The 23,788-nt window shown below is 35.6% G+C and carries 21 protein-coding genes; 14 read left to right on the forward strand and 7 right to left on the reverse strand.

Annotation, left to right across the window (positions count from 1 at the left end; all coding sequences use genetic code 11):
• Nucleotides 1-119: 119 nt before the first annotated feature.
• The 5 genes from ASG22_RS08785 to ASG22_RS08805 are packed head-to-tail and all read right to left on the reverse strand — an operon-like array spanning nt 120 to nt 7,369.
• The gene (locus ASG22_RS08785; protein WP_055983084.1) at nt 120-2,144 is read right to left on the reverse strand and encodes a hypothetical protein; all 2,025 of its coding nucleotides are present in this window, start codon (nt 2,142-2,144) and stop codon (nt 120-122) included.
• Between the two features lie 46 nt (nt 2,145-2,190).
• Entirely contained in the window at nt 2,191-3,498 is a 1,308-nt protein-coding gene (locus ASG22_RS08790) for a glycosyltransferase family 2 protein (protein ID WP_131726174.1), read from the reverse strand.
• An 8-nt stretch (nt 3,499-3,506) separates the two neighbouring features.
• The gene (locus tag ASG22_RS08795) at nt 3,507-4,457 is read right to left on the reverse strand and encodes a hypothetical protein (protein WP_055983086.1); all 951 of its coding nucleotides are present in this window, start codon (nt 4,455-4,457) and stop codon (nt 3,507-3,509) included.
• A 3-nt stretch (nt 4,458-4,460) separates the two neighbouring features.
• Nucleotides 4,461-5,501: an HlyD family secretion protein gene (locus ASG22_RS08800; protein ID WP_055983087.1), complete on the reverse strand. Its 1,041-nt coding sequence runs from the start codon at nt 5,499-5,501 to the stop codon at nt 4,461-4,463.
• A gap of 2 nt (nt 5,502-5,503) precedes the next feature.
• The gene (locus ASG22_RS08805; protein ID WP_055983089.1) at nt 5,504-7,369 is read right to left on the reverse strand and encodes a hypothetical protein; all 1,866 of its coding nucleotides are present in this window, start codon (nt 7,367-7,369) and stop codon (nt 5,504-5,506) included.
• Between the two features lie 982 nt (nt 7,370-8,351).
• Between ASG22_RS08805 and ASG22_RS08810 the strand changes: the two genes are divergently transcribed.
• From ASG22_RS08810 to ASG22_RS08820, 3 genes are read left to right on the forward strand one after another with little or no spacing between them, the layout of a single operon-like run.
• Complete coding sequence (locus ASG22_RS08810) at nt 8,352-8,945, forward strand: (2Fe-2S)-binding protein (protein WP_055983091.1); 594 nt, start codon at nt 8,352-8,354, stop codon at nt 8,943-8,945.
• Nucleotides 8,942-9,919: an FAD binding domain-containing protein gene (locus ASG22_RS08815; RefSeq protein ID WP_055983093.1), complete on the forward strand. Its 978-nt coding sequence runs from the start codon at nt 8,942-8,944 to the stop codon at nt 9,917-9,919. Before ASG22_RS08810 ends, ASG22_RS08815 begins: the two co-directional genes overlap by 4 nt.
• 29 nt (nt 9,920-9,948) lie before the next feature.
• Nucleotides 9,949-12,174: a xanthine dehydrogenase family protein molybdopterin-binding subunit gene (locus tag ASG22_RS08820; protein ID WP_055983095.1), complete on the forward strand. Its 2,226-nt coding sequence runs from the start codon at nt 9,949-9,951 to the stop codon at nt 12,172-12,174.
• A 106-nt stretch (nt 12,175-12,280) separates the two neighbouring features.
• Here the strand turns inward: ASG22_RS08820 and ASG22_RS08825 are convergent, their stop codons facing one another.
• Nucleotides 12,281-13,177: a helix-turn-helix domain-containing protein gene (locus tag ASG22_RS08825; protein WP_055983096.1), complete on the reverse strand. Its 897-nt coding sequence runs from the start codon at nt 13,175-13,177 to the stop codon at nt 12,281-12,283.
• Between the two features lie 180 nt (nt 13,178-13,357).
• Here ASG22_RS08825 and ASG22_RS08830 point away from each other — a divergent pair, with 180 nt between their 5' ends.
• From ASG22_RS08830 to moaCB, 11 genes are all read left to right on the forward strand, one after another.
• Nucleotides 13,358-14,542 carry an MFS transporter gene (locus ASG22_RS08830; protein WP_055983098.1) on the forward strand — a complete coding sequence of 395 codons (1,185 nt, stop codon included), beginning with the start codon at nt 13,358-13,360 and terminating at the stop codon, nt 14,540-14,542.
• Between the two features lie 153 nt (nt 14,543-14,695).
• A complete protein-coding gene (locus tag ASG22_RS08835; RefSeq protein WP_055983100.1) occupies nt 14,696-15,796 on the forward strand; it encodes an XdhC family protein in 1,101 nt (366 codons plus the stop codon).
• Between the two features lie 24 nt (nt 15,797-15,820).
• Entirely contained in the window at nt 15,821-16,801 is a 981-nt protein-coding gene (moaA, locus tag ASG22_RS08840) for a GTP 3',8-cyclase MoaA (protein WP_055983102.1), read from the forward strand.
• Nucleotides 16,801-17,382, forward strand: coding sequence for an NTP transferase domain-containing protein (locus ASG22_RS08845; protein ID WP_055983103.1), 582 nt, complete (start codon nt 16,801-16,803; stop codon nt 17,380-17,382). Before moaA ends, ASG22_RS08845 begins: the two co-directional genes overlap by 1 nt.
• Nucleotides 17,379-18,563 (forward strand): gephyrin-like molybdotransferase Glp, encoded by a 1,185-nt coding sequence (gene glp, locus ASG22_RS08850; RefSeq protein ID WP_238586885.1) that lies wholly within the window; start codon nt 17,379-17,381, stop codon nt 18,561-18,563. Before ASG22_RS08845 ends, glp begins: the two co-directional genes overlap by 4 nt.
• A gap of 39 nt (nt 18,564-18,602) precedes the next feature.
• On the forward strand, nt 18,603-19,337 hold the full coding sequence (locus ASG22_RS08855) for a sulfite exporter TauE/SafE family protein (RefSeq protein WP_055983105.1): 735 nt from the start codon (nt 18,603-18,605) through the stop codon (nt 19,335-19,337).
• 1 nt (nt 19,338) lies between these two features.
• Nucleotides 19,339-19,836 carry a molybdopterin-binding protein gene (locus ASG22_RS08860; protein ID WP_055983107.1) on the forward strand — a complete coding sequence of 166 codons (498 nt, stop codon included), beginning with the start codon at nt 19,339-19,341 and terminating at the stop codon, nt 19,834-19,836.
• 2 nt (nt 19,837-19,838) lie between these two features.
• Nucleotides 19,839-20,066: a MoaD/ThiS family protein gene (locus ASG22_RS08865; RefSeq protein WP_055983109.1), complete on the forward strand. Its 228-nt coding sequence runs from the start codon at nt 19,839-19,841 to the stop codon at nt 20,064-20,066.
• A gap of 1 nt (nt 20,067) precedes the next feature.
• Nucleotides 20,068-21,189 carry a ThiF family adenylyltransferase gene (locus ASG22_RS08870; RefSeq protein ID WP_055983111.1) on the forward strand — a complete coding sequence of 374 codons (1,122 nt, stop codon included), beginning with the start codon at nt 20,068-20,070 and terminating at the stop codon, nt 21,187-21,189.
• Complete coding sequence (locus tag ASG22_RS08875; protein WP_055983113.1) at nt 21,173-21,613, forward strand: molybdenum cofactor biosynthesis protein MoaE; 441 nt, start codon at nt 21,173-21,175, stop codon at nt 21,611-21,613. Before ASG22_RS08870 ends, ASG22_RS08875 begins: the two co-directional genes overlap by 17 nt.
• A 1-nt stretch (nt 21,614) precedes the next feature.
• A complete protein-coding gene (gene moaCB, locus ASG22_RS08880) occupies nt 21,615-22,523 on the forward strand; it encodes a bifunctional molybdenum cofactor biosynthesis protein MoaC/MoaB (RefSeq protein WP_055983114.1) in 909 nt (302 codons plus the stop codon).
• Between the two features lie 37 nt (nt 22,524-22,560).
• Here the strand turns inward: moaCB and ASG22_RS08885 are convergent, their stop codons facing one another.
• Nucleotides 22,561-23,697, reverse strand: coding sequence for a cysteine desulfurase family protein (locus tag ASG22_RS08885; RefSeq protein ID WP_055983116.1), 1,137 nt, complete (start codon nt 23,695-23,697; stop codon nt 22,561-22,563).
• Nucleotides 23,698-23,788: the final 91 nt, after the last annotated feature.

Below are 23,788 nucleotides of genomic sequence, written 5' to 3' on the forward strand. Positions count from 1 at the left end.
TAACACAAAATTTTAAATTTTTCACTTAAATTATTTCATTCTATCAGGTTACTAAATAAAAAAATCCGTCTCAGTTTTGAGACGGATAATTTATTTCGTTAAATGTAATCAATTAACGATTAGTTTATTTTAAGGATATTAAGACCATCCTTTCCTGACGCTACAAAAGCAAGGTTATTGTTGATGTAGATGTAGTTTGCAGAACCATTCAGTTTATAGTAACCTACTACTTTAAATGAGTTTTTGTTCAGAACGATTACACCATCTGTACCGTTTGCAAGATAAAGATAGCAGTTGTTTACAGCAACAGCATTGGTAAGTCCAGTCTGGCTGAATACATTCTGATTATTTACTTTAAAGTTTCTAGGTACAAAAGTACTCATCAGCTGACCATCGCTTAGTCTTATTTTTGCAACCCCTTTGTCGCTTAATGCAAGGTAAACATATTCATCATCAAGAACAATTGCATTCTTTCCGTCAGTAACAGTTTGTGTAAGAGTATTATAAGTGTATACTTTTGCGTTAGATCCGTCATTATTAGCAATTCTAAGTGTAGCACCGTTTGCCTGAGTAGCTAAAAATACCTGATAAGTATTATTGTGCGCTACATATTTTGCTCTGTCTCCTGCAAAGTTAAATTGTTCTGCTACAGAATATCCGTCATTAGGATTAAGTTTAAAGAATCCTCCACCTGTTGTTCCAGTTGATGCATACAGATAATTATTGTAGAAATATGAATTTTTTGCTGTCGAGCTTGGAAGCTTATAGTTCAGGAATGAAGAAAGATCCTGAGTATTGAATATATTGTTATAAAGCGGAGCAGTAACTAGTTTTGCACCGTTTTTATCTCCACCTACTGCATAAAGCTTATTGTTGGCAACATCCACATTATTAAACTCAATATTATTGAACAATGCTTCGCTCACTAATGAAGGAGAATTATAATCAGTTACATTAATGATTCTGATAGCACCTTTTGTATTGTTTCCGGCAGTTGCATCATTTGTATGGTAAGATACATAAGCGAAACCGTTATTCATCGTAACACCCGTTGCGCTAAGTGTAGTGCTGGTAACCGAAGGGCTTACTACATTTGCCACTAATGTGAACTGTAACTCAGTATCTGCACAAGGAGCAATTCCTTTTTGCGGAGTACATTCTGCAGCAGGGATAAATGCGTTTGAATTTAATGTAACCTGATTGTTGATTTTATTATTGCTCTGTAATACAGAATAAGAAGTATTCACAAAGTTCATGTCGATAAATCCTGTGAAAGCAGGAGAAGCATTAAGATTTGCGAAAGACATATTTGAAAAATCCATTCTTGCAAAAGTGCTTCCGGTGTTGCTTACTTTACCGTCTACCGATACACTTCCGCCTGTTACTTCAGTATACGACTGAGGCTTCAGATTCAATACTCCTGAACCGTTTACATTAAACCCTTTGGAGAATGTAAGATAACCTTCGTTATTCAGGTTAGAGTTCAGGTAATTGTTTTGTGCATTGAAAACCATTCTGCAACGATTATTGACTGTAGATCCTCCGTTAAGACTTACAGAATTGCTGAAGTTCAGATTATTAAAATTATTAATGGTTCCATCTACAGATCCTGTACTGTAAGTTGCAAATCCGTAGTTATCCAATGTTCCTCCTGAATTCAGGTGAAAATTAGCTGAACTTGAGATTTTACCATTATTTCCTACTTCTACTTTACCACCATTGGGAACATTGATCCAGTTTGATCCTCCCAGCTCACCAAGAACGATGATTTTTCCTGCAGAGTTAAAATTGAATCCTCCGGTAAAGGTTGTACCTTCCGCAATGTAATACGTTTCTCCGTTGTTGATATTATACCAGTTACTGCCAACCGCTGCTATGGCACCGGAAAGATTGGGAGTATAGGTTGTTTTGTTCGTTGCTGCAGAAAGTTTCTGCCCGCTTTGGTCGAATTTAATAAAATCAACTGCCGAATTCTTTAATTCGATATTTTTGGCTAGGTCGCCCCCATATCGAAGAGTAATATCTCCATTGGTAATAGAATTGGAGCTCTCATTGTTTTCAGAAAGAGAAGTGTCTTCTGAAGAACACCCGGTTGCAGCAACAAGAAGGAATAATCCCATTGCTACGCTTAGTTTTTTAGTCATTAAGAATAAATATTATTTTATAAAGGTTTTTTTTATTGTTGAAAGGTCATGCACCGAATTCACGAGCTTTTTTAGAGGTTTTTTGAGGATTCCACGGATCTTTGTAAGAATCAAAAAAGAAGAATTCATCTAAATAGGCAATTGTTCGTACGATACGCATAAAATATCCCATGTATAATGGATAAAGAGGCACGTATATAATTTTGGATAAAAATTTTTTTTTATTTTTTACTATTAACAGGCAAACGAGGAACTGCATGAAATAGAGCAGCAAATATACTAAATATTTGAGAGGCAGCCAAAAAAGTAAGAATTCTGGGTTCTCAATTATTATTCGAAACATATAAATCATCCAGGTAATATCTAAAACCAATCCGAAAAATACATTTTCAAAGAAAGAGAAGAAATTTGACCATCTGAAATTCTTGTTAGGAATCCATATATCAGAATGTTTTCTAAGCCTGAAACGAATCAGTGAACGAGACCAGCGTAATCGTTGCTTGGCAAGTTTGGCCCAATCTACGGGAACATGCGTATTGCATATTGCTGTCTGCTCAAAATGAATATTGTATCCTATCTTTCTGATCTTTACGGTTAAATCACCATCAAGACCGGGTCCTACATCCCATCCGCCAACTCTTTCAAGTACCTGTCTCGGAAAGACCCCAAAGGCACCTGAAATAATTTTGTAAATTCCGAGTGAAGAAACTACAATTCTTGATATGCTTATTGATTGTTGGTATTCTAAATACTGCATGGTTGATGTAAGAGAGTCGTTGTCATTTCTTACCATCAGATTTCCGCCTACACCTCCAAGATCTTTGTAGATATAGAAAGGGAGTAAAGATTTTTCTATGGCATCATTATCAAGTGATGAATCTGCATCAATGTGAACAATAAATTTTCCTTTCGAATACTTCAGACCGAGATTGGCTGCTGATGCTTTTCCGCCTCGTATTTCGGAACGCAAAAATTTTGAGATCATACCTTTCTTCTCAAAAGTTGCTCCTATTATCCCGGTATAATCAGTAGAGCCGTCATCTACTACAATAATTTCGATATTCTTATAGGTTTGCTTCTGCATCGACATTACCATTTTATGAAGGTGCTTACCCTCATTATGTCCGGGAACCAAAACCGTTATCAGTGGAAATTCGTTCATTAGCTTTTCACGAGCAGCTTTCCATTTGTCTTTGCTAATGAAACGCTTTCTGAAGGTTACAAAAAGAACGACAATTTCGAGAATAAGAAATCTTGGTATGTCTATAAAAAATACATACCATCCCCAATTAAAAATTGTAGACCAATCTGAATATCTTAGATTAGAAAATATGATTTCCCAGAAACTTTCCACGCTTATTTTTAATTGAATATTTCGTTAATCGCTTTCTGTGTAAGCTCATAAGTATAGATTTTTTCCACATTCAGTTCAGAAGGGGTCTGTTCCGTCTTGCAGTTGATGCAATGCACTCCGATTAAAGGTTTCTGAAATTCATTTCCACATATGTCGTTCAGACAATAGAATATTTTACCGGGTTTGTCATAATCTACCCCGAGATTCTTCAACTCCATACTGCATTTGGGGCATACCAGTTTTTCTCCTTTTACAAAATTCTGTTCAGTAGCTACATGAGCACATCTGAAATGATGGATCAATACTCTTACCTGTAAATTGTGTTCTCGACACTTCGGACACTCTTCTCTGTAATTCAGAAATCCGGAATTACATTTATGGCAAATATGAGAGGTATCTGCATAATTTCTGCGAAGGAGATCACTTTTATAGCCAATATATAGTAAAGTTCTGCCGTTGGCATATGCATCGATAGTACCATCATAGCAGGCTTCAATTCTTGGGTAAGAATATCCGCTAAGAGCATCAGAACTTTCATAGAACTCTATATTTTTATTTCTTGAATAATAATATAATATGTTTTTCTTCAGCAGATTATCTTCCTGCAGAACAACTTCATTCAGTTTCTTTATAGCATTTAAAATAAAACTTATATAAGGTATTTTGTTCTGAATATTTACGTTCTGGATATAACCGTCACATAAATATTTAAGATTGTAGTTTTTATATTCTTTATAAAATTTCTTTAAATCTTTTTGCAGAAAAATCGGTTTAAGAAAAATTTTTGGATCTCGATGTCTGATCACAGAGATTAGAAATTCTCTTACTTCCCAAGCTTTTTCATTATTAATAATCCATATATCTGCACTGTCGGCATCAGGAATTTCATTTCTGTCTATACATTCATCCAGTAATTGAGCTCTGATTCCGTTTTCAAGGGTCAGTATTCTTTCGGGCATAGTTTATGTAAATTTAAGTTTCCTTACTTTCACAGGAATATTACTGATTTTCACGTCTTCCCAAGGCTTTCCGTCTATTGGTACAATATCAATAACCACTCCGTATTTATTGTCATCTATCGTTTTATTAATCACGGTATTATCCTTTATTTCGGAGATAGAGTAGATTTTTCTCACTTTTCCGGTAAGGGTTTTGTTGAATCCGTACGGCAGCTTAATGGCAACACGATCTCCTTCATGAAATTCATCCAGATCTCCAATATCAATATATGCCTGTACAAACTGTCTTTTGCGAATCACCGATGTAATAATATCTGATTTATAAGCAACCTGACCATCTGTGACGCGGAAACGGTCTACTTTCCCATTCACAGGCGACACATAATAGTTTTTGATATTAGAAACTATATTTTCAGCTTTTGCTCTAATGTTTTTGTTGTTATTAATCGCTGATGTTTTAAGAATCTCACTGTTAAGTGCTTTAATATCAGCATTCAGAGAGGTAATCTCATACTGAAGATCATCAATAGAGCGGTCTACATTGGCAAGCTCATTCGGTGTGATCTGATTGATATATACCAGTTTTTCTTTTCTGCTTTTTTCGCTTTTCCAGAACGATACTCTTTTTTTCAGATCAGCAACAAGACTTTGTTTTTTTAAAACCTGAGAAGTTAGCTCAGCCTGATGATTTTCAAAAGTAGCATTGCCAACAAGATTTTTTAATGAATCCTGAAGGGTGTTACGGCGAAGATTGGTATCGTAGAATTCATAGCTAAAAAGTGTATCCCCAATTTTTATGGGAGAATCTTCTTTTATATTATAATTAAGAATTCTTATATCTGTTGTAAATTTTACATCAAACTGCTGCTGCTTTAGAAATCCGTCGGCATAATCAAAAATCCAAGAAGATATAAGCCATTTAAGAACAGAGAATATAATCAATAGTAAAATAGCAAAGTATATCCAACGGTCCCACTTCCTCTTTTTTACGGGTTTATCGTAGGATACCTCCGTAATTTTATCGTCGTTAAAATTAATATCCATTATTATGGTTTGAAATTATTCATTTGGGAAAGATCATAATATCCTAATTTTGTAACACCTTCGGACTGAACCGTCGTTTCAGCATTCAGAAGATCATTAAAATCATTAAAATCGTTGATACGAAATACCCAAACATAATAATCGGGACCCAGTATGTCTCTTATAGTTAATGTCTTGTTCAGTTTTTTATCCAGACTTAGAACGTCGTAAGCCATGATATAGGTCATAACGTTATTATTGTGTAATGCCGTGGCAACCTCAGCCGGCAACTGCATCGGAACGCTTACTCCCAAATCCATATTATTCTGATTGCACCAAATTTTTGAGTTGGTAAAAAGGTTGATTAGCCTTTGCGCATAAAGATCAATATTGGTTTTATAGTCGTCAAAAGTATGCGGCTCAATATCGAGGTGTATTCCTGTAAAACCCTGAATCTTTGCCTCCTCCAGCAAGATTTGTAAATCTACAAAACCATTGTCCGTTTTTGCGAAAGAATTTTCACCGATCAAACGGTATACCTGAATATTATTTTCTGAAGCCATCGCCATAAAGTCTGCGACTTTCGCCATATCGGTTACTTTACCTACAGAAAGAAAAACACGGTTCACATGCCAGTGAGTCATCTGGTCGATAATATAGGTATTTGAATAATTCGTAAAGAAACTGCTCCAGATATAGGTTTCGTGCCCTGCATTGTCATAATTGGCTACACTGTCTAAACCTTCTGTTTTATAATCTGTTCCAGATGTCATTCTGTATTCAAGATATTTTTCGTAGAGATCAGATTTTTTATCACATATCTGTATTTGGTTGTTTAAAAATTTTTCAGCGGTTGCCAGGTAATATGCGGGACTGAATGTATTGCTCTTTTCGTTGGCAGAATTTACTTTAAGTTCAGACTGCAGATAATTACTTTCACTTTGCAGGATTTCTATTTCTGATTTCAGAAGGTAATATTCTCTGAACATAGTGCTCAGTTTGTCGCGATAGATAGTCTTTATATCCTGAAGCGTATTTTTCTTTGCCTGAAGATCGTTTTCACTTTCAATATCATTTTTATTTCTGCTTACGGGAAGATTAATTGTAGCTCCTACGCTGGCAAAATTTCTGTCATTCGACAATGTTGAGTAATAATTGTAACGAAATTTTAGCCTAAGATCAATCTGTTTATCTCTTTTGTTTTTAATATCCAGTATTTCTTTCTCCATTTTTAAGGCAAATTCCTTATCCTTTACCAATGTATTGAAATTTATATTTTCTACCGGAGTAAGATCAGGAATATCAGCCGTAAGAATTTCTTTCGTAACGGTATTTTTATCTTCTGTTTTCAGAAGACTTTCCAGCGACTTTTTCTCAATAGAAACCTTGTCCAGAAGATATTTAGACTGTGCGGTTTCTGCGTCATTTTTAAGCCCGCTCTTATTTTGATTGATCGTAAAATCGTTTAGAAGTTTTAAAATTTTCTCATAATCGGATAAAAGACTGATCTTTTTCTGATCAAAAGTCATTCTTACCTGATCAAGATCTGCCATGTGGCTGATTTCTTTTTTGTATTTCAATTTTTCTAAAAGATCAATTTTTCTTACTCTTTCATTTAAAGAGTTTTGCATTCTTTGGTTTTTTGAGCTTCCTTCTCCCAAAGCCAGCCAGTCCAGTCCAGAAGATACTCTTGCACGGTAAAATACATTGTCTTCATCACCAAATCCCGGACTGAAATTGTAGTTCATGTCAGAAACCCAGTTAAGATGTATTTTATTTTTTTGTTCCAGGCTTTTTGTATGTAAAGAAAAATCAGACTTATTCAAAGAAAGACCGGAAGGTTTAAAATCATAATTCTTTATTTCAGCCTTCGTATCAGGAGTGGTCATTAGTTTTGAAATGATTTCCTTTGCAGACTGATATATCTTGTGATACTCTGTTGCGAGCGTGCTTAATGATATAGAATTGATGCTTAGATTTGACTTGTTTTGAGCATTAAAAAAAATGAAAAAATTCAGTATTAATAGAATTAGTATCTTTCTCCGCATATAGTAAATTAATTTTTTTTGCAAATTTATAAATTTTACTTCAAATTTTTTTAAATTAGTGTGGTATGTAAGGATAATTTTAATAAAATTTTAAAAATAACTAAAATTTTCAAAAAGATAAAAAGGTTAGAATCCATGGTAAATTGGGCATTATTATTACTAAATCAAGAATATATATTTAGTTATAGATTTTTTCTAATTCTGATTTGTGATTATTTAAAGCACACAAAATCTACTAAAATTTCATGTTGATTCTTAGTCTTTTTATCAATAAGTAGGTTATTACAAAATATTGTAATAAAAGAAAAAATCAAATTTTTTAAATATTGTTTAAGCTCTTTTTCTGCACATATATGATTAAATAATTATTTGAATTATGCAGATGTAAGCTATTCAGTGAAAATGGTAAAAAAACAGTAATTCATATAAAAGTTTTCAGAGATTAGTTGTCGAAATTTGCAGTAGATTTACTAAATGTATGCTGACGAAATATTATTTTTAGAAAAAATTCTTATAAATTTTGACAATGGATTATATCCTATTGTAGTTGTACATAGGTAAGAATGGGTATAAAAATTGGTGTTACCAGCATGACCAATCAGTATTACAATTCATTTTTAAGTAGTCCTGTCATAGAACGTTTTATTTTACCACCGTTATCTATAAGCTATACGATTTATAAAAATGAAAAAAAATTGATATTGTATTTAATTTCTATATAATTTTAAATAAGAAAAAATATGTTGAGCTTTTCTCATCCGAAGGTAAATTTTAGGAAAGCTTTTTGAAATGTTGTCATTAAACACTAACTAAAATAATAATTATGGAAGGAAAAGAACATTATAGCAGAAGAAGCTTTCTCAAGGTGTCCGGATTATTGGCGGCTTTTGCAGCAATTCCGGTATCTGTAAAAGCATTTTATCAGGATGTTAAGCAATATCTGATCCCAAAGAAAAACGTATCCAGACTTACATTGTCTATTAACAAGACAACTCATACATTATATGTAGACACCCGTACAACAGTGTTAGATCTAGTAAGAGAACAACTTAATCTCACAGGATCAAAGAAAGGATGTGACCACGGTCAATGTGGTGCCTGTACAATACATATTAATGGTGAAAGAGCTTTAGGTTGTCTTACATTAGCATCTATGACACAAGGAAAAGAGATCACAACAATAGAAGGTTTAGCCAATAAAGGAGAACTACACCCAATGCAAAAGGCGTTCATCGAGTGTGACGGCTTTCAGTGCGGATATTGTACGCCCGGGCAGATCATGTCTGCGGTTGCCTGTGTGAATGAAGGGCATACAAATTCTGTTGAGGAAATAAAGGAGTATATGAGCGGTAATCTTTGCCGTTGTGGAGCATATAACGGTATTGTTCAATCCATTCAAAAAGTAGCAGCGAGATGAGACCATTTAATTTAGAAAAAATAAAAACGGTTGCAGAGATTTCAGGTGTAAAATCCGCAAATCGACAATTGATTGCGGGGGGTACCAATTTGGTAGATCTGATGAAAAAAAACGTTGCTCAGCCTGAAACGTTGATAGATGTAACTTCGGCATTATCTAACAATGTGACTTTCCAAAAAGAACATCTTACTATTGGAGCAATGGCAACGAATACCCGTGTCGCTACTGATAAAGACGTGATTGAAAAATTTCCACTCATTTCTAAAGCTATATTAGCCGGAGCGTCCCCTCAAATCAGGAATATGGCGAGTTCTGCGGGTAATTTGCTGCAACGTACACGTTGTCCTTATTTTTATGACATTACAACGCCTTGCAATAAAAGAAAACCCAACAGTGGCTGTAGTGCTATTGAAGGAAATAACAGAATGAGTGCAGTGGCGGGATATAATGATCAATGTGTGGCAGTTCATCCTTCCGATTTTTGCGTGGCTTTAGCTGCACTGGATGCTAATGTAAAGGCAGTTACGGCAGATCAAAAGGAAATTGTTATTTCATTTAAAGATTTCCATAAGCTACCTGAAAATACACCTTGGCTTGATAATAATCTACCTTCGGGTGCCGTAATCACCGATATAAATATACCATCCAATAAATTTGATAAACATACTTCCTATGTTAAGTTGAGAGACAGAACGTCTTATGCTTTTGCCTTGGTGTCGGTTGCGGCGGCATTGGATATGAGTGGAAAAATAATCTCAGAAGCACGATTGGCATCGGGCGGGGTAGCACACAAGCCTTGGCGTTGGTATGATGCGGAGAAATTTTTAAAGGGAAAACGTGCAACAGAAGATGTTTTTGTAGAAGCTGTAAAACTGGCGACAAAAGATCTCAAACCATTATCAGAAAATGGCTATAAAATACCAATGCTTCAGGGAGCACTTGTCACCGCATTAAAAAATTGTGTCAATCAATAATTTAATGTGCAACTAAAAAATTAAATATTATGGGACTACTTAATATACTAAATTTTAAATCAAAAAAAACTGAAGGACGTGTAGAAGGTTTTGCAAAGGTGACAGGAAGCGGAAAATATACTGCAGAATATGACGTGAAAAATATCTGCTATGGTGTTTTAGTGGGAAGTACCATTCCGTCTGGAATTATAAAATCAATCTTAGTAGATAAAGCGAAAGAGGTAGAAGGTGTTATCGATGTTATTACTCATTTAAATAAGCCTGCAGTACAGGCTTTTTCTACTGAAGAAAAAATTAAAGAGGCAAAATTTACTTTACCGGTTTTTCATACAGATAAAGTTTTCTTCAAAGGGCAGCCCATTGCAATGGTGATTGCAGAAACATTGGAAGATGCCACATTTGCCGCATCGCTGGTAGAAGCTGAATACCAAAAAAGCGATTTTATGGTTGATTTTGATTCTGCAAAAGAATCTGTTGCTCTAAAGCCATCAGGTAAAGAAAGAGGGAGCCAGGATGTTTTTAAAGATCTTCCTTTCACTGTAGACGAGCAGTATAATATAAAGGCAGATGTTCACAATCCTATGGAAATGCACGCCACCATTGCCCATTGGACTGGAAATGATACGTTGCGCCTTTACGACAAAAATCAGGGGGTTAATAATGTGCAGAAAACATTCGCAAAATTGTTTGGTCTTCCGGAAAAGAATGTGGAAGTTTTCAGTGAATTTGTTGGTGGCGGTTTTGGTTCAGGATTACAAGTCTGGCCACATACTTTGGCAGCGATATTAGGAGCGAAAAAGGTAAACAGACCTGTAAAGCTTATGCTTACAAGACCTCAAATGTTTGCGGCAACAGGTTACAGACCTGCCTCTTGGCAACACATACAATTGGGTTCCGACAAATCTGGTAATCTATTGAGTATTTTACATCAGGCAAAAAATGGAACTTCGGTATTTCAAAATTTTAATGATAATATTACTGGTGTTACCCGTTTAATTTACAAATTTCCAAACTTAAAGACAGAATCTGCCACTGTTCCTTTAAATCTCAGTACGCCCACATGGATGCGAGGTCCGGGCGATTGTACAGGTGTTTTTGCAGTGGAGTCAGCGATAGATGAATTAAGTTATAAATTGAAAATCGACCCTGTTGAATTACGTCTAAAAAACATTTCATTGGACAAGCATCCCGAATCTGGATTACCTTGGTCGACCCACTTTTTGGATGAAGGTATGAAAAAAGGAGCAGAAATGATCGGATGGAATGCCAGAAAATCTATACCGGGGTCAACCATCGATGGCGACTGGTATATTGGCTATGGAATGGCTGTAGGAATGTGGAACGCAGGTAGGCAGGAAGCCAAAGCAGCCATTATTATGAAGAAGGACGGAAACATCATTGTACAAACTGCAATGACGGATATCGGAACAGGAACGGGAACAGGAATGCAGAATATTGCCCACGAGATTACAGGAATTTCAAAGGATAAAATCAGTATTGAGCTTGGAAATTCAACACTGCCACCTGCACCCAGTCAGGGTGGGAGTACAGGGTTGTCGTCAGTGAGCGGTGCTGTATTTGATGCCAGCAATCAATTAAAATTAAAGTTATCAGAATATGCCTCTTTAGTCAATGAAAAATTCAAAGGTGCTACTCTCGATATTATTTCGCTTTCCGATACGGGAATCAGTTTAAAAAATGATTCTAAGACTGCTGTGGAATATAAAGAACTCTTTAAAAAAAATAATCTGAATGAGGTAAGATTGGAAGTGGCTTCAAAACCTGGGAGTGAACGTCAAAAATATGCATTCGGGTCTTCTGCAGCTCATTTTTGTAAAGTAAGAGTCAATAAAAGAACAGGAAAAGTAAAGATTGATAAATTGGCAGTTGTTGCAGATGGTGGTAAAATCATCAACAGTCAGGCGGCAGCTAATCAAATGTCTGGAGCGGCTGTGGGAGGTATTGGAATGACATTGATGGAAGAAAATTTAATAGACCATAAATTAGGAACTTTAATTGGAAATGATTTGGCTGGATACCACTTTGCAGTAAATGCGGATGCGCCTATCATAGAGGTTGATTTCATTCATAAACCGGACCCAAATATCAATCCATCTGGCGCAAAAGGACTGGGAGAAGTTGGAATTATAGGAACTGCTCCAGCGATTGCAAATGCAATTTATAATGCAATTGGTTTGAGAATGAGGGATTTGCCTATTACACCGGATAAAATATTAATGGCGTTTTCTAAATAATTGATGGCTAAAGAAATAAACTCCTTATTGAAAAAAATTCTGAATCTTTTACCGATAAATTTTTAACTCGGTAGAAGATTCAGTTTTTTATAGTATTACTTTTATATTAATTCAAATTACGATACTCATTCGGCGTAATTCCGGTTTTCTGCTTAAAAAGTCTTGTAAAGTGTTGTTGGTATTTGAAGCCCAATTCATTGGCAATATTGTTCATTGATTTGGAATGATCAAATATTCTCGACTTCGCTTCCTCAATTAATTTTGTTTGAATGTAGTCTAAAGCCGTACTACCGGTTTCTTTTTTAATAAGATCTCCAAAATAATTTGGCGATAAGTGTAATTCTTCTGCACAGTAGGTGACGCTTGGCAAACCTAAAAGATTTGGTTTGTCTGATGTAAAATAGTCACGTAACAAAGCTTCGAATCTTACTAAAATATCCTTATTCACATTGCTTCTTGTGATAAACTGTCGGTCGTAATACCGCATACAGTAGTTGAGTAAAACCTCAATATTTGAAACAATGAGCGTTTTACTATGCTTATCTATATTTTGGTCAATTTCATTCGAAATTTTTTCCAGACAGTCAGAAATGGTATTTCTTTCTTTTTTTGATAGGTGTAAAGCCTCGTTAACTTCATAAGAAAAAAATGTATAATCCTTAATAATCTTTCCTAATGAGGTGCCGGCAATCAAATCCGGATGAAACAGCAATCCGTATCCTGAAGGTGTGACGGCAACACCATTACTATCAATGCCGTACACTTGCCCTGGAGAAACAAAAACCAATGTTCCATCCTCATAATCATAGGGTTGGCAACCGTACATTATATCTCCACATTTTATATTTTTCAGAAATATCGCATATAATCCCATGTATCTTCTAAAAGAATGGAATGTTGGTAACTCATTAAAATTAATAACACTTACCAATGGATGCAGAGTGTCTGTCCCTGTCAGCTCGTGATATTCTCCAATCGTATCTATCCTTTCTATTGGTTCCATATTGTCATTATTTACAAACAAATTTAGGAAACCTTTTTCTGTATTTGTTTCATTGCCAGTAAAATCCGTAAAAATGGTAAATAAAACTGTAATCTGTATAAATATAAATTATAGTAAAGAGGGGAACTTTGCACCTGTAAGGTTTGTAAGTGAAAACCTGCAATTCAACTAAAATAAAAAATGAATAAAAATCAAAATAGAAAAGAAAACCAGCCCAAATGGATGGCGGTATATGCAGTTGCTTTGGGTGTTTCAGGGCTAATTACTTCAGAGTTTTTACCGGTAAGTATTCTTTCTCCAATCGCAACAGACCTAAATATCACAGAAGGAATGACTGGGCAAACAATGTCTGTAACTGCTTTCGTAGCAATATTTTCGAGTCTTTTCATTGCAATGATTACAAGAAAAATAGACCGCCGTTGGATGATTCTGTCTTTTTCAATATTACAGGTGATCTCCAGTTTGTTGGTCGCATTGGCTCCAAATTTTTTTATTTTAATGTTGGGAAGAGTGTTTTTAGGTATAGCTGTAGGAGGATTTTGGGCTTTGTCAATTTCCATTGCGATGAGATTGGTTCCGGAAGAATCTGTTCCTAAAGCTATGAGTATTGTGTACAGTGCAGTCTCTATTGCGACGGTAATTTCCGGACCACTTGCAAGTTTTTTGGATGGATTTTTTGGATGGAGATTTGTGTTTATTCTGGTAGCCGTTTTGGGAGGTATTTCATTCGTCTGGCAAACGATTTCTCTGCCCTCTATGCCACCAGCTACACCTCCAAATTTAGGTTCACTTCGTGATTTATTAAAAATAAAAAGAGTTAGGATTGGGCTATTTGGGAATATGTTTGCTTTCGTCGGATATGCTGTATTTTTTACCTATTTAAGACCATTTTTAGAAAATGTGACCCATCTGGTTGGGAATTCCATCACCATCGCTTTATTAGTGTATGGGGTCGCCAATCTTTTAGGGGCTATCTCGGCAAAATATTTTCTTCAGAGAAGTATTCTTGCAACATTGACTGTGGCTCCGCTTGTGATGGGATTGTCAATAGTTTTGATGATTTTTCTGGGGGCTGATTCTACGTTTGCCTACATCGTCATCTCGCTTTTTGGTTTTGCGTTTGGAAGCATTCAGGTTGGGTGGCCCACGTGGCTCACGAAAGCTTCCGGTGAAGAAGCAGAAAGTGCAGGAAGTTTGTTGGTGGCTTTTACGCAAATTGCTTTAACGGTAGGTGCCGGCGTTGGAGGTTTGATATATGACAGTCTGGGAATTTATGTTGCACTGGGATTAGGATCTGCAATTTTATTATTAGCTTTGATTTTAGCAGTTATCGCACTCAAAGAGCCACAAGTAATTCAGGAATAATCTTTGAGATTAAATAATTTAATATTGCGTTTAAGTATAATTTTAGTTTGATAATATTCATATTCGGTTTGATAATCATAGTTAATCATCACAAATGTTAACTATATTTGTTAGAGTAGAAATTATTTAATTTTCACAAACATCCAATTCTCAATGACTGAAATCGGAAAAATAATTGCGTCATACCATAAGGCAAAATCTGAAGGAAAAAAAACTGCTTTGGCAACGGTTGTCAAAGTTGAAGGTTCTTCCTACAGACAACCAGGCGCAAGGATGCTGGTTACTGAAGACGGCTTTTTAACGGGAGCCATCAGCGGAGGATGTCTGGAAGGCGATGCATTAAGAAAAGCATTACTTGCCATTAATCAAAAACAAAACAAACTGATTACTTACGATACCAGTGACGAAAGTGCTATGGAATTCAGTGTACAGTTAGGTTGTAACGGGATTGTTCATATTTTATTTGAATTTATTGATGCTGATGATTTTCATAATCCTTTGGAAATCTTAAAGAAAGTCGAAGAAAACCGTGCTGATTCAGTGGTTTCAACTCTATTCTCTTTAGAAAGAAATGCACGCCAAATCGGAACAGTTAACGTTTATCAGGAAAATAAAATATTTGTTGATGACCTTTATTCGCTTGAAAAAGAAATGTTGAATGTCTTTCAAAATAAATCTACACAGATTAAAAATATTAAGATTGAAAATGAAGAACAAACTGCTTTGATTCAATATATTGCGCGATCAGTCTCACTAATTATTGCTGGAGCCGGAAATGACGTACAGCCTGTCGTGAAAATGGCAGATTTGTTAGGATGGGAGGTCACTGTTGGAGAAGGAAGGGTTACTCATGCTACTCAAAAACGTTTTCCGGAAGCGAAAAAAGTTGTGGTTGCATCACCGGAAGAGCTTATTCAAAATGTAATGATAGATGACAGAACATTTGTTGTATTAATGACTCATAACTACAAATATGATTTGAAAGTTTTAAAATTAATTTTGAAAACAGATTGTCAGTACATCGGTATTTTGGGACCAAAAACAAAATTGCAGAGAATGTTTGATGATTTAAATGAAGAAGGAATTCATCTTACCGAAAATGATTATAAAAGAATCTACGGCCCGATTGGTCTGGATATTGGCGCTGAAACGTCAGAAGAAATTGCCCTGTCCGTAATTTCTGAAATTAAAGCTGTGATGGAAGACCGAAAAGGAACTTCTCTCCGCTATAAAACTGATAAAATTCACGGGTAGTACATCTGCCTCAAATTGATTAAAATGATTAAAGATACTTTCGGAAGAGTGCACGATTATCTGCGGGTTTCTCTCACAGATAATTGCAATCTGCGTTGCTTTTACTGCATGCCAGAAGAAAAATATGCCTTTGCTCCAGCCGCAAAACTGATGCAGGCAGACGAAATTGAAACCATCGCAAAACTTTTCGTAAAACACGGTGTTAAGAAAATCAGACTGACAGGCGGAGAACCTTTGGTAAGGAAAGATGCTCCAAAAATCTTAAAATCATTAGGGAAACTAGACATTGAATTAGCCATAACCACCAACGGAATCCGTGTTGATGAAATGTTGACTGAATTGTTAGAAGCTAACATCAAAGCCATCAACATCAGCCTTGATACGTTAATACCAGAGAAATTTCTAAAAATAACAAGACGCGATTTGTTCCATAGGGTAAGAAACAATATCGATCTGCTTCTGAAAAAAAATATTCGTGTTAAAATTAATGTAGTTGTGATGAAAGGTCTGAATGATGACGAGATCCTTGATTTCATTGCTCTGACAAAGCATAACAATATCGAAGTTCGGTTTATAGAATTTATGCCTTTTAGTGGTAACAGATGGACGAGCAATCAGGTTTTTACTTTACAAGAAATATTAATGAAAGTGAATTCCAAATATGATATAATTCCTGTTCAGTCTGAACCTAATGATACTTCTATTAGATATAAAATTGATGGGTATTTAGGATCATTTGCCGTAATCAGTACGATGAGCCAGCCGTTTTGCGATACCTGTAACCGGATGAGATTAACTGCCGACGGGAAATTAAAAAACTGCCTTTTCAGTAAAGAGGAAACCGATTTATTGGGAGAGCTACGAAAAGGTAAAGATATTTTACCATTAATTCAACAGACAATGATAAAGAAAGCAAAAGCTTTAGGTGGACAGTTCAGTGGTGTTTTTGAAAATATCGATGCATCAAAATTGGAAAACAGAAGTATGATCACAATCGGAGGATAATGGAAACAGCAATACTTATTTTAGCAGCAGGAAATTCTTCCAGACTTGGCGAACCAAAGCAGTTATTGAATTTTGAAGGGAAAACACTATTGAAACACGTAGTTGAAGAAGCTTTGAAAGTTTCTAAATCCGTCGTTGTCGTCACAGGTTCCAATCATTTTCAAATTTCAAAGGAAATAGAAAATCTGCAAGTTAAAATTATTGAAAATATGAATTGGAATGAAGGGATGGGTTCATCGATCAAGATTGGAGTTAATCAACTTTTAGATTTATTTCCAACGGTTGAAAACTGCATTATTTCGGTTTGCGACCAGCCATTTATTAAAGCACCAGTTTTTTCTGAACTCATTCAAAAGCAGAAAGATTCTCAAAAAGGAATTGTTGCCTCGAAATACTCTGAAACTTTAGGAACTCCGGTTTTATTCACTAAAAAATATTTTAAAGATCTTTCAGAACTTTCCGGACAGGAAGGTGCCAAAAAGTTACTCCCAAAATTTAAAGACGATATCGCCAAAATCAATTTTGAAAAAGGCGAAATTGATATTGATACGCAAAGCGATTACCAAAAATTAATTCAATGAAAATGATTTCTGTAAACGAGGCAAAACAAATAATTCTACAATTTGCTTTACCAAAAAAAAGCAGCGTGATAGATATTTCCGAAGCGTTTGGATTGGTAACTTCTGAGGATATCATCGCATCAACCGATATTCCAAATTTCGCACAATCGTCCATGGATGGTTATGCAATGAAATTTGCAGATAAAAATAAATCACTTTCAGTTATTGGTGAAATGGCAGCCGGAGTTTCAAAGCAATTGAAAATTGAAAATGGTGAAGCCACAAGAATTTTCACGGGTGCTCCTTTACCCGAAAATGCCGATACGGTTGTAATGCAGGAAAAAATTAAGTTTGAAAATAATTTATTGTTGATTGAAGATGAAAATCTGACGCAGGGAATCAACGTTCGCCAAAAAGGTGCTGAAGTGAAGAAAGGAGAAGTTGCCATGAAAGAAGGTACGTATCTTTCCGCTGCCGCCATTGGATTTCTGGCAGGAATTGGATGTTCAGAAGTTTCAGTTTATACGCCGCCGAAAGTTGCAATTATTCTTACAGGAAATGAACTTCAGGATCCGGGAAATCCATTAGAATTCGGGCAGGTTTACGAAGCCAATTCATTTCAGTTAAAAGCAGTTTTACGTCAAATTAGAATTAAAAATATTGAGGTTTTCAGAGCTGAAGACAATCCTGAAGAATTACATAAAGTCTTAGAAAAAGCAATCGAAGACAATGATGTTGTTTTATTGAATGGCGGTGTAAGTGTGGGCGATTACGATTTTGTAACTCAGGTTGCCGATACTTGTGGTGTCGAGGAAAAATTTCACAAAATAAAACAAAAACCCGGCAAACCTCTTTTCTTCGGAACCAAAGAAAATAAACTGGTTTTCGGACTTCCCGGAAATCCTTCCTCATCATTGACTTGTTTTTACGAATATGTTTTACCTGCACTCGAAAATTGTATGGGATTACCTTCAACTTTGATAGAAACAGAAGCAAGGGTAACTCATGATTATTCAAAACCTGCGGGATTAACACATTTTCTGAAAGCTTTTTACAGCAACGGAAAAGTAATTCCGCTTCATGCGCAGGAATCATTCCGATTGCATTCATTTGCGCAGGCAAACTGTTTTATTGTATTGCCTGAGGAATCTTTAGGTTGCAAAGAAAATGAACACGTCATAATTCATCTTTTACCAAAATAATTGAATTAAAAAAGTAAATAAACTCAATTCAAAAAGCATATGTCTGTAGAAATATTTTATGTCATTCTTTTTTTCGTCGCATTCTTGTACGCAGCAGTCGGACACGGCGGTGCCAGTGGTTATTTGGCATTAATGGCTTTGTATGGCGTTGCGCCCGAAGAGATGAAACCGACAGCTTTGGTTCTCAATCTTTTTGTTTCATTGACTTCATTTATTCAGTATTATCGTGGCGGTTATTTCTCCAAAAAACTCTTTATACCGATTGCTGCAGCCTCGATTCCGCTGGCATTTATTGGAGGAATGATTACGGTTGAAGAAAATATTTACAAACGAATTCTTGGGATTTTACTTCTGTTTCCGGTTATCCGTTTTTTCTTTTTTAAAAATGTAGAAGACAGCGAATTGAAACCTCACAATACTACAATCGCAGTTGTCACAGGTGGAGTTGTAGGTTTACTTTCCGGAATGATTGGCATTGGTGGCGGAATCATTCTTTCACCCATTTTGTTATTGCTTTGCTGGACGAATCAAAAGCAAACCGCAGCAATCAGCGCCGCTTTTATCTTCGTTAATTCTATAGCAGGACTTGGCGGAATGATTACTCAGGGAATATCGTTTACCGGCGATATGATAATGTATATTGTTGTGGCATTCAGCGGTGGATTATTGGGGGCGTATTTAGGTTCAAAAAAATTCAATCAGAATGTTTTGAAATATGTTTTGGCTACGGTTTTACTGATGGCATCTTATAAATTATTATTAACAAAAGCTTAGTATGAAAATTCTATCACTTATTATTTTATTTTTGGGTTTAACATTAAACGCACAGGCTTCCAAATCGATTTCTGTAATGGGAGATGTCGTGAAACCACTGACAATCAGTTTTAATGATTTGAAAAGTTATCAGACACATTCTCTCGACAGTTTGGTGATTTACAATCATAAAATGGAATATAAAAGCACGCTCAAAAAAATAAGTGGAGTTTTACTTAAAGATGTCTTGGCAAAAATTGATTTCAAAGCAGATTCTCCAAAATTATTAAGCGAATTTTACTTGGTTTGCATCGCCGATGATGGTTACAAAGTAGTCTTTTCCTGGAACGAAATTTTTAACAGTAGGAACGGAGACCAGGCGCTCATCGTGACTGAGCTTAACGGTTCTGATGTTTCTCAACTAAAAGAAAATATAATGTTAGTTACGCCAACCGACAAAGCAACCGGAAGAAGATATGTGAAAAATCTTTCCGGAATTTTAATTCAACAAGTGAAATAATCATGGAAATAAAAATAATTGCATTCGGTCAGATTGCAGAAATTACAGGAAAGGAATTGATGTTGGAAGCAGGAGATATTGATTCATTAAAACTTCATTTAATTCAAAAATTTCCCGAACTTTCGGATAAGAAATTGGCGTTTGCAGTCAATAAAAAATTAACACAGAATAATGTAACTTTAAATCAAAATGATGTTGTGGCTCTGATGCCGCCTTATTCCGGAGGATAAAATGGAAAATGATAACGAAAGATATGCCCGACATTATGCTTTGTCTGACTTCGGTTTTGAAGGTCAGCATAAACTGCTGAATGCAAAAGTTTTGGTGATTGGCGCTGGCGGTTTAGGTTGTCCGGTTTTACAATATTTGGTGGCTGCAGGAGTTGGAACGATTGGAATTGCAGACCACGACCATATTTCGTTAAGCAATCTTCAGCGGCAAACTTTGTATTCTACAGACGATGTTGGAAAAAAGAAGGTAGAAGTAGCTTTTTTAAAACTTGAGCAATTAAATACGGAAATTAATATTACAACGTATCCGATAGAATTAACGTCAAAAAATGCCTGGAATATCATTTCAGAATATGAAATTATTGTCGATTGTACCGATAATTTTGCGACTCGTTATCTGATAAATGATGCGTGTGTTCTTTTAAATAAACCTTTAGTATTCGGAGCAATTTATAAATATGAAGGTCAGGTTGCTGTATTTAATTTAAATTTAAAAAAGAGCAAACCTGTAAATTACAGAAATCTTTTTCCCAATCCTCCAAAACCGGAAGATGTTCAGAATTGCAATGAGGTAGGGGTTTTAGGCGTACTTCCTGGAATGATTGGGATGATGCAGGCGAATGAAGTCATTAAATTAATTACAGGTTTAGGCGACGTTTTGGATGGAAAACTTTTAACATTCAATATGCTTAATTATGAGATTTTCACCGTTGATATTTCCAATGAAGATTCGGTTGAAAATTTGATTCCTGAAAATAGGGAAGCTTTCGAATTAACCGATTATGAGTTTCTTTGTGGAATTTCAATTAAAAATATCGAAGATTTAAGTCCGGATGATTTCATTAAAAAAAATTCGGCGGAAAATACAATTACTATTGATGTTCGAGAAGTCGGAGAACTGCCAAAAGCTGATTTTGAGCATATTCAGATTCCACTTTCAGAATTAAATGATAAATTGACTGAAATAAAACGTGAACACATTATTTTATTCTGTCAAAGTGGAAAAAGAAGTTTGAAAGCGGCGGAGATTTTGATGGAATATTTCGGAACTCAAAAAAAGATAAGCCATCTGAAAGGTGGAATGACAGCGTTAGAGCAGAGAAAAAATGAGCAGAACAATTAAAAATATATTTAATGAAGGACCGATCAGTCCAACTTTTATTTCTGAAAGTATTGCAAAGCATGCCTCGAAAAAAGAAATCGGTGCGCACAGCATTTTTCTCGGACAGATTCGGGAGGATGTTGTTGGTGGCAAAACCGTTACAGCAATTGAATACACGGCGTATGAAGAAATGGTTTTGGAAAAGATGCACGAGATTCGTGAAGCGATATTTGTAAAATATGATCTTACTTGTATGCACGTTCATCACAGTTTGGGAATCATAAATGCAGGTGAGATTTGCCTTTTTGTTTTTACCTCATCAAAACACAGAATTGCAGCAATGGAAGCCTGTAATGAAATTGTAGAACTTATAAAATCAGAGCTTCAGATTTGGGGCAGAGAAATTTTTAATGATGAATCTCATCAGTGGAAAGTAAATAAATAATATGGTCGACATTACACATAAATCATCCACACTTCGTAAGGCGATTGCGACAGCGACAGTGAAAACTTCTTCTCTTGAAACCATTTCGGCAATTGAAAACCGGACGGTTCCGAAAGGTGATATTTTTGAATTTTCCCGGGCTTCGGCATTGTTTGCGGTAAAAAAAACAAGTGATGTTATTCCGGATTGTCATCCGTTGCCGGTAGAATTTACTTCCATTACTTTTAAAATAGAAAATTTATCGGTTATTATTTCTGTTGAAGTTCATACCATTTATAAAACCGGAGTTGAGGTGGAGGCGATGCACGGCGCATCTGTAGCAGCATTGGTGATGTACGATATGCTGAAACCGATTGATAAAAATGTGGAAATCCAGAACATCCGTTTGCTGGAAAAACAAGGCGGAAAATCTGACAGTAACAAATTTATTAATTCTAATTTGAAAACGGCTGTCATTGTTTGTTCAGATTCTGCATTTAAAGGAGAAAAAGAAGATACATCGGGCAAAACGATTTGTAATTTATTAGAAAAATATCAAATTAATGATATTGATTACCAGATTATTCATGATGATTTTAATACCATCCAGTCTTCGTTGATTGGCTGTAAAGAAAAGAATTTTGATTTGGTTATTTTCACCGGCGGAACAGGACTTTCATCCAGAGATGTCACTCCGGATGCAGTTTTACCGTTAATTGACAGAAATATTCCCGGAATTATGGAAACCGCCAGAAGTTACGGACAACAGCGAATAAAAACGGCGATGCTTTCACGCGGAGTTGCAGGATTTTCAGGAAAAACATTGGTTTTGACTTTACCAGGCTCCAAAAAAGCAGTAGAAGAATCTATGGAAGCACTTTTTCCTCAGCTATTGCACGTTTTTCAATTGAATGAGAATCAGATTCATTAAAGAAAATATCCTAAATATTTGATCAAATGAGATAAATTTATGTTCGCAACTGATGGACTAGTTCGGTAACTTTTTTAATGGTAAAATCAATTTCCTCTAACGTTGTAAACCGTCCAAGGCTAAAGCGAATGGAACTCAAAGCATCGTCGTCTGATAAACCTAAAGCTTTCAGAACGTGCGAAGGTTTTGAGGTTACAGACGAGCAGGCAGAACCGTTTGAAACCGAAATATTTCCTAAAGACATAATCAGCTGTTCAGACCAAACTCCTGGAAAACAGATATTGGTTGTGTTATACATTCGGTGACTGACTGAGCCGTTTACAAAACTGTCTTCAATTTTCAACAATTCTGTTTCAAGTTTATCCCGAAGTTGGCTGATTCTTATTTCATCATCTTTCATTTCTGCCTGTGCAATTTCGCAGGCTTTTCCCAAACCGATAATTCCGGGTACATTTAAAGTTCCGCTTCGGTAATTTTTCTGTTGACCGCCGCCGTGAATCTGAGCATTAAGTTTAAGCTTAGATTGATTCGAAACATACAGCGCTCCAATTCCTTTCGGACCGTAGAATTTATGAGCTGATATCGTCAACATATCTATCCCCAAATCAGTGACATCTATTGGTATTTTGCCGACAGCCTGAGTGGTATCACATAAAATAATCGCACCTTTGGAATGGGCAATTTCTGATATTTTTTTAATGTTTTGTATCGTTCCTGTTTCATTATTTACCATCATAACAATGACAATGAGGGTGTTATCATCAATTTGATTTTTGAGATTTTCAATATTGATAAGACCATCTTGTTCTACAGGTTCATATTTGACATCATAACCAGCGGCTTCCATAAAAGCACAGGTATCTAAAACCGCTGAATGTTCGGTTGAAAATGTGATGATTTTTTTTCGGTCTAAATGCTGTAATCCCTTTATTGCTAAATTGATACTTTCCGTTGCGCCGGATGTGAAAATAATTTCATTCTGTTTGGCTCCGATAAGGTTTGCTGTCTGAAAGGTCGCATTTTCTACAGCTTCTTTCACGTTCAAACCATCGAGATGTATGCTGTTGGCATTTGAATAATATTCGGTAAAATAGGGAAGCATCGCATCCAACACACGCGGATCTATTTTTGTAGTGGCGTTATTATCCAGATATATCCTCTGATCGTTTAGCATAAAATTCTAAATGTTTTCAGTAATTTTTCTCAAGTTAAAAAATCAAATCGAGATAAAAAATTCTTCTTTTAAAATGTTAGTTTTTTAACTT

Origin of the sequence: Chryseobacterium sp. Leaf405 (assembly GCF_001425355.1) — a bacterium.
Lineage (GTDB): Bacteria > Bacteroidota > Bacteroidia > Flavobacteriales > Weeksellaceae > Chryseobacterium.